A 12,825-nucleotide genomic window follows, 5' to 3' on the forward strand; every position below is an offset into this window, starting at 1 on the left:
GTACATGCCCTCTGAAAGTGCCGAGGATCAAATGTGGTGTTTGTACTCTCAGCGCCAGCTCCATGACACGCCGGTGTAGATGCCGCGCCCATCCGCCGGCGTGGAGCGCGCCACGTCCAGGCCTTTATCGTCGTAGCCTGGGGTGACGGTGTTGGCGTAGCGCCGGTTGGTGAGGTTGCGCAAATCGACCCAGGCCTGCCAATCCTGCTTGGGCGCGTCGTAGCCGAAGGTGGCGCCAAGGGTGGTGTAGGACGCGGCGTAGTAGGAGTTGGCGTAATCCACCGCCACCCGCGAGGAATGCTCGGTGTTAAGGCTGGTGTAGAGGCCCGTCGGGTGGCTGTAGCGCAACTGCGCCTGGTAGTAGTGCTTGGGGATGCCTGGCAAGGTGTTGTCGCCGAAACGGTCGTCGTCGCGGTAATGGAAGTCGCTGAAGGTGTAGGCCTGGCGCAGGGCGAGCGCGCCGTTGCGGCCGCCGTCCCACAGCGGGCTGAGCAGGCTCAGTTCCACGCCCTGGTGCACGGTGGGGCTGGCGTTGGACTCGGCGACGATGGCATTGCTGGTCGAGGTCTGCGCCTGGGTTTCCACGGTGAGCAGTTCGTGGCGCACTTCGGAACGGTACAAGGCCAGGTCCCACTGGCCGAGCCAGGCCTCGCCGCGGCCGCCAATTTCCAGGGTGGTGGCGGTCTGGTTTTTCAGGCTCACGCCTTCGCGCTGCAAGCCAGTGGCCGCGCCGCTGCCAGGCCCGAAATACTTTTTGGAACCCCAGATCATCGACCACGCATGCGGGGGCTCGACCGAGCGGCTCAGGTTGCCGTATACCTGCAACTGCGGGTTGAACTCATAACGCAAGCCAACGCGCGGCGCGTAGTCCCAATCGTGCTGGCTGAGCGGCGCCTGGCCTTCGGGGTAGGTGACCTGGGTTTCGCGGCGGGTGTAGATCGCGGCCAGGCCGGTGGTCAGCCACAAGTCCGGCAGCAGTTCCAGGTCGTTGCCGATATGCAGCACGGTGTCCGAACCCAGGTAGCTGTAGTCACGGGTCTTGGTGCCCGGCGCGTAGGTGGCGGTGTTGCCGGCTGGCGTGCGCACGTATTCCGAGGCGCCATTGTTGGGCATCGCCTGGGTGGTGCGCAGGCCAATCGTGGTTTTGCTGTCGTGGCCGAACAGTGTGTCCTGGCGGATGTAATTCAAGGTACTGCTGATGTCGGTGTAGGCCACCTTGAGGCGGTTAGTGCCTTCGCGCAGGTCCATCGGGTAATCGTGATAGGCCAGGCCAACCTCCAGGCGCGAACTGTCGTCCAGCTGCAAGGTGGTCTTGTTGGCGAGCCAGGTGGAACCCGGTTGCAGGCGTTTGGAGTCGCGCGCGGCATTGAGGCTGTTGGCCGCGCGCGGGTCGTGGCTGATTTGCGCGCGGGTGAGTTTGCCGGGGGTGTCGTTGGTGGTCTCGCGGTAACGGAAGTAAAAGCGGGTTTCCAGGTCCGGGTTGAAACGGTAGCCGAAATTGGCCGCGACGCCTTTGCCGGTCGCGGCGCTCTGGCGCTGGTAACCGTCAGACTCCGAGTCGGTGAGGCTGATGTAGTAGTCGGCAGCCCCCAACACCTGGCCCGAACTGATCTCGCGCTGGGCATAACCGCGGCTGCCCGCCTCGTAGCGCAGTTGCAGCTTGGGCGCGTCGTAGCCGGTGTGGGTCACGTAGTTGACCGAACCGCCCAAAGCCAGCGCGCCCTGGTCAAAACCGTTGGCGCCGCGCTGCACTTCAACACGGCTCAGCCACAACGGGTCCTTGAGTTCGTAGGGTGTGCCGCCGGGGCCGGTGAGCGGTAGGCCATCGAACATTTCATACAGTCCCGAGCCATGGGAGCCCGGGCTGCGGTTCAGGCCCGAGCCACGAATCGAGAGTTTCACCCCTTCGTTATTCGCCGCCTTGGCGTACACCCCGGCCTGGTACTTGAACACGTCTTCGTTGCTGCTCACCCGCCCCTGTTGCACGCTGCTCATGTCGATGTAATTGGTGGCGCCGGGCACGCTCTCGAGCTGCGCCTGGGCCACTTCACCAGCGCTGGCCTGGCTGCTGGTGACTTGGACCGGGGCCAACTCCAGCGCCTCGGCGTGTACCAGCGGGCTTAAGGTCAGGGCAGCAAACAGGAATGGAGGGTGTCGCAGCAGCATGGGGTGGGTCCTTCGAATTCGGGGGCGTGCCAGGCCGGCCTGGCACGCGAACAGTGATGGGAAGACAGGCACGGCCGCCGGGTCACTCCTTATTAACGGACCAGACCCTTCCCACGACAGCATCGGACCGAATTCATTTGCTAAGTCCAAAATCGCATGACCACATGCAAACTCAGTATTTAACGAAATAACCAGCACGCATTACTGTGGAGCCACTGAACACCCACGAGAACACCGCCATGCACACATCCGCTACCGTCATCGACTTCACCCTCCACCGCAAACGCCGCCAGGCACGTGCAGCGGCCGAGTTGATGTGGGCGATGTACGCAGCGCGTGCCGGGCTTGCGGTGTTTACCGCCCAAGCCGCGCCGTCCAGCGATACTCGCCGGGCTTAACGCCGATGAATTTCCTGCACGTACTCCCCGAGCCACCCGCGCCGCTGCCCAAACCGACGACCGACGACGACGTGATCAGCTTATGCGTCGCGCACAACCTGCAGCGTCTGCGCAGCAAGCGGCACCTGTCCCTTGACGGCCTGGCGCGCGCCTGCGGCGTGAGCCGGGCGATGCTCGCGCAGATCGAATCCGGGCGCAGCGTGCCGTCGATCAAGGTGCTGTGCAAGATTGCCAAGGGCTTGAAGGTGTCAGTGGCGGCGTTCCTTGAGGATCGCGCGTTTGAAGGCGTGGAGGTGCTGCCGGCGCAGCAGAGCAAACGCCTGGTGAGTGCCGACGGTGCGTTTATCAGCCGTGCATTGTTCCCCTACGACACGGCGCGCCAATCGGAATTCTACGAGATCCGCCTGCGTGCACTCGGCGAGGAAGTCTCGGCAGGCCACGGCCCCGGCATCCAGGAAAACCTGGTGGTGGCCCAAGGCGTGCTGGAAGTCAGCGTCAATGAGGAGCGCTACCTGCTCTCCACCGGAGATTCGATTCTGTTCTACGCCGACCAGCCCCACCGCTATCGCAACCCGGCGGACAGCGAGGCGGTGGCCTTCCTGGTGATCACCTACCCCGAGCGACTGGATTAACCGCGCAAACAAAAACGCCCCGAATCATCGGGGCGTTTTTTATTTGCGCGGGACCTGTCAGCAGGTGCAGCACATCATCGGCATGCCATTGCAGCTCATCATCATGGGCATGGCACAGTCGTTCATCAATTTGTTCATGAGCGTGCAGCAGTTGCCCATCATGGTCATGCTCATGCCTGGCATCGGCATCATTTTGCACACCATGCCGTCAGCCTGCATTGTGCATTCCATCACGCACGCCATCATCGGCATCGGCATGTTCATCTTGGTCATCATGGCCATGGCGTCAGCCGACATGCACATCATCGACATATTGGCGCACTGCATCATCATCGGCATGCCGCAGTTCATCATCATCGCCATCGTTTCGGCGTTAGTCTTGAACTGAGCCATGTCCATGCCAGCTGCAGGCTTCATGGTGCACATCATGGCGTCGCCGGCCATGCTGCATTGCATGGTCGCCATCATCATCGGCATGCCCATCATCGGCATCATGGGCATGGAGGCGTTCATCGGCATCTGCATTGCATTCATCATGTTCGAAACTCCGTAATCGACAGGAAATGGCTAAGTTCTGGCGCCGATTCTAAAGACGCCCAGCGGCGGCGCAAGACGGGGGCAGAGCAGCAGGTTTGGACGTTCGAAGGAAAGCTTAGCCGCTCAAGACAGCGACATTGGATGCGATGATGATGATTTCGGCGCTAGTGCATTATTTCGCGCTGTTTATTTGCGGTAACCGACGCGATGGATATTCGATGCAGGAATGTCGACCAACCGTAAGGAAATAAACGATCTAACGCAGGCGCGGGCAACGCGAATTTTCGTGCTGTACAGCGACCTGGGAAGACAAATACCTCAGTCTTCCCGACAACGTCAGTTGAACTCGGCGCTTAATTGCACTGCACACTGAGGCCCGTTGTGCGGAATTGTGACCAACCGCCTCGGGTCGAGTGAATCACTTGGTTCTGTATCCCAGGATGTGCGACCGCCTGGACGTTCACGTTTTGCCCTTGCGGGCTGTTCTCAGTAAAAAATTTGTAACTGATATGGCAGGTGTGTGGCCGATCATCCGTGTTGGTCGCAAATACATCCAAACCGGATTGGTCTTCGCGAACCTGCCTCGAAAAGTCCGCCAGCGCCATGGTGGAAAACAGTACTGCGAGTGCACCTATCAGTAATTTCTTCATTGGAAACGTCTCCGTTCATTGATCGAAATACTGTGAAAGCCAAACTGCAGCACAGCACACACAACTGTAGCTGGCGGTTTACTCCAGCGCCTGCATGAGTTCTTCCGCCTCTGACCCCGGAGGGAACCTGAATCCGTACATTTCATCGGTGGCCAGAATTTCACGCACCGCCGCAAGCAATTGCGCCTCTGTCGGCGAGTCACGAAGCAGCTTATGGGCGGGCAGCAACAGCTCGGAGGGAACGCCCTGCACGCTCGCAGCATCGATCACTGCGAAGAGGATAAAGCGCAGGCGTATTTCGCGGTCTGTCGGCCACACCGTTTTTCGCTTACCCAAGGTCGGGCCTCATTATTTGCGGAAAAGTCCGAGGCTATTGCGCGCAGGAAGGGTGTTCAAGCGGCGAAACGCATTATCGGCCGTTTCCTACATATGAAAAAGAAACAGCGCACCGACCGCCCGGCAGCGTTACCGCTACTGCACCGGCAGGAAATTCATCAGCAACAAACTTTGCGCGTAATTGAGCCCAATGCGCCGGTAGCGCTCATCCAGCATCTGGGTCAACAGGTCGAGGCGTGCGACGATTTTGCCGAACTCGACGGCAAAACTCAGGTTGCTGCCCTCCTCCGAAATCTCGTTGGAAAACAGCAGCAGCACGCCATTCGCGTCCTGGCGTTTACCGAGCAACCAGGTAGCCTTCTCGATATTGCGCGCGGCATTGCTGACGAATTGCGGGTCGATCGAGTCGGTCATGTAGAACTCGGTACGCCCGCCGTGCGCCGTCACCAGCATGCTGCCGATGGCATAGATAAACGCGCCGACCCGGTCGCCCTTGAACTCCGGGCTCAACGAATAACTCAGGGCGGCCAGGTCGCGACGCTCGCCCAGGGCCGGCAAGGTTCGGCGCTGCTCAATGGCTTGGCGGATCTCGCGCGCAGCCGTCACCGCATCCGGGTAACCCGACTGTCGCCATTGGTTGGGGTTGCGCAGGTAGAGCTTGTTCATCAACAGATACAGGCTTTGCAGGTTGTCGCGCATGCCCAGGGTGGCCATGCGATCGACACTGGTCTGGAAGAATTCATCGGGTTTGCCATTGCTGAACTGCTTGGCGATATCGCGCCCTTGCTGCTGCGTGCAGCCGTTGGCACAGAGCAACAACACGGCGGCCAGCAGCGTACGGCGAAGGTTGAGTAACAGTGACGTGCGATCCATCGGCACCCGGTCTGGTTCTGTTGCCCACGCGGGGAATCGGCGGGGCTGCGACAGAGATAGATTGGAGAAATGAAAAAAAGTGCGATGGGCCAGGCAGATAGTTGTAAGCAACGCCCGCCGGCCAGCGCAAACCGGCCAACCGTCAAGAATCCGTTTCCCGACCTATACTCAACTCAACAGTTGCATGTGTTATTGGCGATCCAGGCCGAATCTACACCCGTAGAACGCTCTGGCTCGGGCCTTTACCCATGACACTACCAGCAGCTGTACAGGAGGTTGGCGGCGATGAAACATCCCATTCGAGCGCAAATGTTGGTGCAAGTGATTTGCCTGCTTTCGGTGGCTCAGCTTTTTTGCTGAGTGGTCAGTGACGGCCTTTGAAGTCAGCTGCGATCGCGGCTCTGGAAGCTTTTGCGCGTCATAAAAAGTCACTGACGTACAGTTTCGGAAAACTCCTGCAAAGGGTGTAGGAAAAGAGCCATAAGCTGCGCTGCATATGGGTGATGAGACTGTGGCGAGCGCCGCAGCGACCTGCTGACAGACACCGCGCCGCCATGGATAAAACATTCCGTTACGCAACCACCCAACGCGCTACGGCGATTGCTGATAAAGCCTCTGAATCCTCAGCCTCGACACACGCCGCCGTGACCCACGACCCTACGTATCACTCACCCCATGCCTGGCGCTGGGTCGGCAAATTGACGCCGCCGCAGACACTGGTGATGTCCCTGCCGCGTCAACGTCTGTTGGCGTCATTGAAAACCCGCATCAAGGGCCCCTTGATGCTGGTGGTCGCACCGCCCGGCTACGGCAAAACCACCCTGCTGATGCAGTGGCGCGAAGAACTGCTGCGCCCCGACCCTGCGGCCATCGTGGCCTGGCTATCGCTGGATGAAGCCGATGCCGAACCCAATCGCTTCCTTGCCTACCTGATCCTGGCGCTTGACCACGCCGGCCTGGACCTTGGCCCGTTACGGCAACTGGCCGAGACCCAGTCGCTGGACCCAGCCCCCCAGCGCACCCTCACCGCCCTGATGAACGCCCTGGCCACGGAAAACCGCCCCATCACCTTGTTGCTGGATGATTTTTGCAGTGCGCCCAACGAGCCACTCGACCAACTGGTGCAAGCGCTTTTGGAACAGGCCGCGCCCTGGCTGCAGTGGGTCGTGGCCAGCCGCACGCGCCCGCGCTGGCCGCTGGCACGCTGGAAGACCATGGGGTGGGTGCATGAAGTGTCGGCGCAGGACCTGACCCTGTGCGTGGACGAAACGCGCGGCATACTCGGCGCTGACCTCTCGGACGACGACCTGCAGCACCTGCATGCAACCACCGAAGGCTGGGTGGTTGCCGTACAGCTGGCGCGGCTGTGGCGAGGCAGCGGCAACGGGTCGCTGCACGACCTTAAGGAGTTCTCTGGTCGCGTCACCGATATGGCCGCGTATCTGACGGAACAAGTGGTGGAGCGGCTACCGGCGGACTGCCAGGCGTTTCTGCTCGATACCGCCTTGCTGGAGCGCTTCGACGCAAGCTTCGCCGACGCGGTGCGAGGGCGCGGGGACACCGCGCAACTGCTGGCCAAACTGGACCACCTGGACGCCCTGTTGGTGCCGCTGGACAGTGGGCGTAAATGGTTTCGTCACCACCGCCTGCTGCGCGACTTTCTGCGGGCACGGATCGACACACAAGACGCCCAGCGCATCCATCGCGCAGCCGCGCAGTGGCTCGCCCAGGAGAAAGATTGGGCACAGGCCGTCAGCCATGCCCTGCGTGCCGGCGACACGCGCCTGGCCACCCGCCTGGTGGTGCGCGCAGGGGGCTGGGAAACCGTGCTCAACCACGGCATCCGCTATTCACAGAGCCTGCTGCGACAATTCGACGAGCCGACCCGGCGCAGTGAGCCGGACCTGTTACTGATGCAAGCGTACCTGCACGCCAAACTCGGCGACCATGCAATGGCTGCCCACATGTTGCAGCTGGCCCAGGGCCTCATCCAGGCCGACAAGCGCCAGGCCCGTGACTTCCATGTCATCCAGACGCTGGCGAACGCCTATGTGGACTGCTTTGACGCGGGCGAGGTGGCGGCCTTCGACCCGGAGCAGCTGCATGGCGACGAGGTGATGGCCTTGGCCACGTTGGAGGCCGTGCAGGCGGTGAAGGCGATATCCCTCGGCGAACCGGCCCAGGCGCTGAACACTATCCGTAGGGCCCTGATCAAAATGCGCTCGATCGACACCCCGCGCGGCGAACATTATTGCCGCGTACATGAGGCGCAAGCGCTGGCCATGAGCGGCAGCATCGAACAAGCGAGCCGAACGGTGGAGGAGTCCCTGGCGATTACCACCCGGCAATTTGGCCGTGAAAGCTCCGCCAAGGCGCTGGTCGGCTGCCTCAAGGCCCAGCATCTGTATTGGCAAGGCGCCTGGGCCGAAACCACGCCTTGGGTGCGCGACGGCTGGGCCTCTATCGAGCAGACCGATGGCTGGCTGGATATCGCCGCGGTCCCCGCCGAGGTGGCCTGGCGCACCGCCCTGCGCAACCAGGGTTTGCAAGCTGCGCTGCGCGAATTGGACCAGGTGGACGGGTTGGCGACCGCACGCAACTGGCCACGCATGAACCAACTGGTCAAAGCCTGGCGCGTGGATCTGCTGCTGCAATGCGGATGGTCGGCTCAAGCACGCCAGGAAGCGGTGCACGCCGACCTTGAACGCGTTGCCGGCAACCACGCCGATTGGCGCAATTACGAGGCAGCAACCCTCGCACTGGCGCGGCTGGAGCTGACCACGGGCAGCTCGGGCGCCGCCTTGAACCGCCTGCAACAGGCCGTCATGGTGCTGGGGGGCAAGGGCTTGAAGCTGTGCACCTGGCGCCTGCAATTGCTTTCGCTGGCGGCGTACAGCAAAGGCCAGCCCGGGTTGGAGCCTCAGGCCATCACCGCGATCCTCACCCAGGTGTCACCCCAGGCCTTGCCCGGCCTGCTGCTGGAAGTGGGCCCAAGCCTGCTGCCCGCCCTTGAGGCTTGCCCGGAGACCTTTCCCGGCCAGGCCGCGCTGCTCACCCGCCTGCGCGGCTGGCGCGCGCATCCAGTGCGGGCGCGTTTGCCGTTCAGCGCCAAGGAAACCCAGATCCTTGCCCTGCTCGCCAACGGCCAGCCGAACAAGACGATCGCCCAGGCGCTGGACATCTCCGAGAACACCGTCAAATTCCATCTCAAGCATGTATTCGCCAAACTGTCGGTGGACAACCGCACCGCCGCCATCAGCGCTGCATTACGCCTTGGCGTGCTTGACCCGCCTGCGTGACCCACCGCGCTACCCATCCGGGTAGCCCTCGCTGCAAAAGCCCACCCACCTACCCTCGCCGCCCGTGGCCCGCCGGGCTCTTCCCCGCCTAGCATCGACCCTACCAGCGAGAGCCCCAGGCTCTCCTGTCTCCCATCACATCATTCGCCTGAGGAGATGCCCCGTGGGTATGGACGGCAAAACTGTACGTGTAGCAACCGATGTCGGCGGCACCTTTACCGATCTGGTCTATTTCGAAAGCAACCCGGCGACCGGCGAGCAGATCATTCGTACCGCCAAGGTGGATACCACCCCGCCCAACTTCGCCCAAGGCGTGCTCAATGTGTTGCGCAAAGCCGAAGTGGACCTCAACGCCGTCGACTTTCTGGCCCACGGCACCACGGTGGTGATCAATGCCCTCACCGAACGGCGCGGCGTAAAGACGGCGCTGATCACCACTCAGGGGTTTCGCGACGTGCTGGAAATTGCCCGCGCCAACCGCCCGGATTACTTCAACCTCAAATGGGTCAAACCCACGCCGTTCGTGCCGCGTTACCTGCGCGGCGAAATCGCCGGGCGCCTGCACACCGATGGCAGCGAGCGCGAGCCGCTGGACCTTGCCTGCCTGCCCGACATGCTCGGCGCCTTTCGCACCGATGGCGTAGAGGCCATCGCCATCTGCCTGCTGCACGCCTATGCCAACCCGGCCCACGAACAGGCCGTGCTCAACGAAGTACGACGGCTGTGGCCCGGGATCTCGGTGGTGGCCTCCCACCAGATCACCCGCGAATGGCGCGAATACGAGCGCTCGAGTACCACCGTGCTGTCGGCGTATGTGCAACCCATCGCGGCGCGTTACCTCGACAACCTCGAAACCGGCCTGCGCGAGGGCGGCTATCAGGCGCCGCTGTACATCATGCAATCCAACTGCGGCGTCGACAGTGTGCGCCATGCCCGCGACACCCCCATCACCATGGTCGAGTCCGGCCCGGCCAGCGGTTTCTGGGCCGCCGCCGAGCTGGGCCGCTTGCTCGACGAACCGAACCTGCTGGCGCTGGACATCGGCGGCACCACCGCCAAGTGCTCGCTGGTGCGTAACGGCCAGGTGTCGATCAAGACCGATTACTGGATTGAACGCGACCGCCTTAACGCCGGCTACCCGATCATGGTGCCGGTGGTGGACCTGGTGGAAATCGGCAACGGCGGCGGCTCGATTGCCTGGGTCGATGAGTTCGACAAGCTGCATGTCGGCCCGCAATCCGCCGGTGCCGTGCCTGGCCCTGCAGCCTATGGCAACGGCGGCAGTCAAATCACCACCACCGACGCCAACCTGGCCCTGGGCCGGATCAACCCACACTACTTCTGCGGCGGTGAGCTGGAGGCGGATATGTCCGCCGTGCACCAGGCCTTTGTCCAGTTGAGCAAACGCTTGAAGCTGCCCATCAACGAGATCGCCCGGGGCATCGTGCGCATCGCCAACGACAATATGGTCAACGCGCTCAAGCTGGTGTCGTTGAGCCGTGGCCACGACCCGCGGGAGCTGACCCTGGTGGCGTTTGGCGGCGGCGGCGCGATGCACGCCGTGGCGCTGGCCCAGGAACTGGGGGTCAAGAAGGTCATCGTGCCGCGTGGCGCCTCGGTGTTTTCCGCCTGGGGCATGACCATGTCCGACCTGCGCCGTGACCTGTTTATCAATCGCTTCGTTGAAACCCAGCGCGACGGCGCAGTGGCGCAGACCCAGGTGTTTGTGCAGGAACTGATGCACAACGCCCGCGCGCAATTTATCGACGACGGGATTACCCCGGAACAGGTCGAGTTGCAGGTGTATTGCAAGCTGCGCTACCAGAACCAGGAACATGCCGTTGAGGTGCCACTGAGCAAAGGCGAATCACTGACCGCGCATTGGCCCGCCATCACCCAGCGCTTTCATGGCCTCTATGAACAGCAATACACCTACCGCCTGCAGGCGCCGCTGGAAATCATCGGCTTCCACCTGGTGGCGGTTGCCCAGATCGGCAAATTGAACCTGCAAGCCCTGCCTGTCACCGGCCGCTTGCTGGCCGACGCACACAAAGGCCAGCGCCCGGTGGACTTCGCCCTGGAAGGCATCCACGACACCGCGATCTACGACTACGCCCGCCTGGAGCCGCACATGCGCTTGCATGGCCCGGCGGTGATCGAGGACGCGGGCTCCACCGTGCTGGTGCATCCCGGCAACCAGGTGCTGGTCGACCGACTCGGCAACCTGCATATCACCCTCGTTGACGAAGGAGCAGGCGCATGAGCCAGCTTGATGTGTTCACCCTGGACATCATCCAGAACTCGTTGCAGGCCATCGCCGATGAAATGTTCACGGCCATGCGCAAAGCCGCCATGAGCCCGATCATTTATGAAGTGCTGGACATGGGCACCGGCATCACCGATGCCCAAGGTGAAATCGCGAGTTCCGGGGCCGGTATTCCGGCGTTCGTCGGTGTGCTCGACAAGGCGGTCAAGCAGGTCCTGATCCAGCACCCGGTGCCCGGCGAGATCGAGGACGGTGATGTGTTTATCACCAACGACCCCCACAGCGGCGGCGTCACGCACCTGAACGATGTGGTGCTGGCCATGCCGGTGTTCGCCGGGGGCCGCCTGGTGGCCTGGACCGCCAACATCGCGCACTGGAACGATGTGAGCGGCAGGGTGCCGGGGTCGTTGTCGACCGAGGCCACGGATATTTTCCAGGAGGGCCTGCGCCTGGCCTCGGTGAAGCTGATCAGCCGCGGGCAGCCGATCCGTTCGGTACTGCAGATTCTGCGCTGCAATACGCGCATGCCGGATTTCATGGAGGGTGACCTGTGGGCCGGCATCGCCGCCGTGCGCGGTGGCGCCACGCGCCTGCAAGCGCTGAGTGCGAAGTATGGTGTGGAAGTGTTTCTCGCGGCCATGCAAGCGTTCATGGACCTGGGCGAAAAAATCTCCTTGAGTGCGCTGCGCAGCTTGCCGCCCGGGGCGCTGCAAAAGGAGGAGCTGCAGGACGACGGCAGTGTGTTCAAAGTCGCCATCCAGATCTCCGCGCGTGAGCTGATCATCGATCTGCGCGACAACCCCGACCAATGCGGCGGCCCTACCAACCTGAGCCGGGACGGCGCGGTGGTCGCGGCGCAAATGGCCTTCAAGGCGTTGACCGCGCCCCAGGGCGTGACCAACGGCGGCACCTTCCGCCCGCTGCGGGTACTGACCCGCCCCGGCTCGTTGTTCGACGCCCAGCCACCCGCCGCCCAAGGCTTCTACTTCGAGAATTTGATCCGCGTACATGACCTGATCCTGCGCTGCCTGGCCGAGCGCTTCCCGTACCGCCTGCCCGCCGGCAACTTCGCCTCGGTGTGCGCCACCATCATCGGCGGCGTGCACCCCGATACCGGGCGCCTGTTCACCCTGGTGGAACCGGAGATCGGCGGCTGGGGCGCCGAGGCCGGGCGCGATGGCAACAACGCGGTGTACTCGGGCCTGCATGGCGAAACCTTCAACTGCCCGGTGGAAGTGTGTGAGGCCCGCTATGGCCTGTATGTCGAACGCCTGGCACTCAACGACGCCCCCGGTGGGCATGGCCAGTTCCGGGGTGGCCGAGGCATCTGCATCGACTATCGCATCCGCGCCGATGGCAGCTTCCTGACCTGCGGCTACACCCGCGCCGTGGCACCGCCCTGGGGCCTGGAGCAAGGCTTCGAAGGCTCACCCAATTACATCGAAGTGGTGCGTGATGACGGCACGCAAGAACGCTACGCGATGGCCAGCAGCATCGCCCTCAACGCGGGCGACCTGGTGCGCGTGCGCACGGGGGCCGGCGGTGGCTTCGGCCCGCCTGCCGATCGCGATCCACAGGCGGTGCTGGACGACCTCAGAAACGGCTATGTCGACGCTCACAGTGCCCGCACGGTCTACGGCCTCACGCTTTGACCCAGGAACCTTCGCA

10 protein-coding genes are annotated in these 12,825 nt (G+C 62.7%); 5 read left to right on the plus strand and 5 right to left on the minus strand.

Features of this window, described 5'->3' with window-relative positions; all coding sequences use genetic code 11:
* Window positions 1–48: 48 nt before the first annotated feature.
* Window positions 49–2,166 carry a TonB-dependent receptor family protein gene (locus AC0IYH_RS04850; RefSeq protein ID WP_471833108.1) on the minus strand — a complete coding sequence of 706 codons (2,118 nt, stop codon included), beginning with the start codon at window positions 2,164–2,166 and terminating at the stop codon, window positions 49–51.
* 239 nt (window positions 2,167–2,405) lie between these two features.
* Here AC0IYH_RS04850 and AC0IYH_RS04855 point away from each other — a divergent pair, with 239 nt between their 5' ends.
* Both AC0IYH_RS04855 and AC0IYH_RS04860 read left to right on the plus strand, forming a co-directional pair.
* A complete protein-coding gene (locus tag AC0IYH_RS04855; protein WP_163821231.1) occupies window positions 2,406–2,564 on the plus strand; it encodes a hypothetical protein in 159 nt (52 codons plus the stop codon).
* A 5-nt stretch (window positions 2,565–2,569) separates the two neighbouring features.
* On the plus strand, window positions 2,570–3,196 hold the full coding sequence (locus AC0IYH_RS04860; protein ID WP_099601318.1) for a helix-turn-helix domain-containing protein: 627 nt from the start codon (window positions 2,570–2,572) through the stop codon (window positions 3,194–3,196).
* A 57-nt stretch (window positions 3,197–3,253) separates the two neighbouring features.
* Here the strand turns inward: AC0IYH_RS04860 and AC0IYH_RS04865 are convergent, their stop codons facing one another.
* The 4 genes from AC0IYH_RS04865 to AC0IYH_RS04880 form a co-directional block, all read right to left on the minus strand.
* Window positions 3,254–3,733 carry a hypothetical protein gene (locus AC0IYH_RS04865; protein ID WP_471833109.1) on the minus strand — a complete coding sequence of 160 codons (480 nt, stop codon included), beginning with the start codon at window positions 3,731–3,733 and terminating at the stop codon, window positions 3,254–3,256.
* Between the two features lie 353 nt (window positions 3,734–4,086).
* Window positions 4,087–4,383, minus strand: a complete 297-nt coding sequence (locus AC0IYH_RS04870) for a hypothetical protein (protein WP_471833110.1) — start codon at window positions 4,381–4,383, stop codon at window positions 4,087–4,089.
* Between the two features lie 78 nt (window positions 4,384–4,461).
* Window positions 4,462–4,719 carry a hypothetical protein gene (locus AC0IYH_RS04875; RefSeq protein ID WP_471833111.1) on the minus strand — a complete coding sequence of 86 codons (258 nt, stop codon included), beginning with the start codon at window positions 4,717–4,719 and terminating at the stop codon, window positions 4,462–4,464.
* A gap of 135 nt (window positions 4,720–4,854) precedes the next feature.
* Window positions 4,855–5,592 (minus strand): hypothetical protein, encoded by a 738-nt coding sequence (locus tag AC0IYH_RS04880; protein ID WP_116629727.1) that lies wholly within the window; start codon window positions 5,590–5,592, stop codon window positions 4,855–4,857.
* A gap of 554 nt (window positions 5,593–6,146) precedes the next feature.
* Here AC0IYH_RS04880 and AC0IYH_RS04885 point away from each other — a divergent pair.
* The 3 genes from AC0IYH_RS04885 (at window position 6,147) to AC0IYH_RS04895 (ending at window position 12,809) form a co-directional block, all read left to right on the plus strand.
* The gene (locus AC0IYH_RS04885) at window positions 6,147–8,891 is read left to right on the plus strand and encodes a winged helix-turn-helix domain-containing protein (protein WP_471833112.1); all 2,745 of its coding nucleotides are present in this window, start codon (window positions 6,147–6,149) and stop codon (window positions 8,889–8,891) included.
* Between the two features lie 169 nt (window positions 8,892–9,060).
* The gene (locus AC0IYH_RS04890) at window positions 9,061–11,154 is read left to right on the plus strand and encodes a hydantoinase/oxoprolinase family protein (RefSeq protein WP_471833113.1); all 2,094 of its coding nucleotides are present in this window, start codon (window positions 9,061–9,063) and stop codon (window positions 11,152–11,154) included.
* Window positions 11,151–12,809 (plus strand): hydantoinase B/oxoprolinase family protein, encoded by a 1,659-nt coding sequence (locus tag AC0IYH_RS04895; RefSeq protein WP_471833114.1) that lies wholly within the window; start codon window positions 11,151–11,153, stop codon window positions 12,807–12,809. The genes AC0IYH_RS04890 and AC0IYH_RS04895 overlap by 4 nt, the downstream gene beginning before the upstream one ends.
* Window positions 12,810–12,825: the final 16 nt, after the last annotated feature.

This window comes from Pseudomonas sp. AC463 (genome assembly GCF_979253585.1).

Coding starts and splice junctions, on each gene's coding strand:
- AC0IYH_RS04885 (WP_471833112.1), top strand. CDS start 6,147: ATGGATAAAACATTCCGTTACGCAACCACCCAACGCGCTACGGCGATT.
- AC0IYH_RS04865 (WP_471833109.1), bottom strand. CDS start 3,733: ATGATGAATGCAATGCAGATGCCGATGAACGCCTCCATGCCCATGATG.
- AC0IYH_RS04895 (WP_471833114.1), top strand. CDS start 11,151: ATGAGCCAGCTTGATGTGTTCACCCTGGACATCATCCAGAACTCGTTG.
- AC0IYH_RS04880 (WP_116629727.1), bottom strand. CDS start 5,592: ATGGATCGCACGTCACTGTTACTCAACCTTCGCCGTACGCTGCTGGCC.
- AC0IYH_RS04890 (WP_471833113.1), top strand. CDS start 9,061: ATGGACGGCAAAACTGTACGTGTAGCAACCGATGTCGGCGGCACCTTT.
- AC0IYH_RS04860 (WP_099601318.1), top strand. CDS start 2,570: ATGAATTTCCTGCACGTACTCCCCGAGCCACCCGCGCCGCTGCCCAAA.
- AC0IYH_RS04850 (WP_471833108.1), bottom strand. CDS start 2,166: ATGCTGCTGCGACACCCTCCATTCCTGTTTGCTGCCCTGACCTTAAGC.
- AC0IYH_RS04855 (WP_163821231.1), top strand. CDS start 2,406: ATGCACACATCCGCTACCGTCATCGACTTCACCCTCCACCGCAAACGC.
- AC0IYH_RS04870 (WP_471833110.1), bottom strand. CDS start 4,383: ATGAAGAAATTACTGATAGGTGCACTCGCAGTACTGTTTTCCACCATG.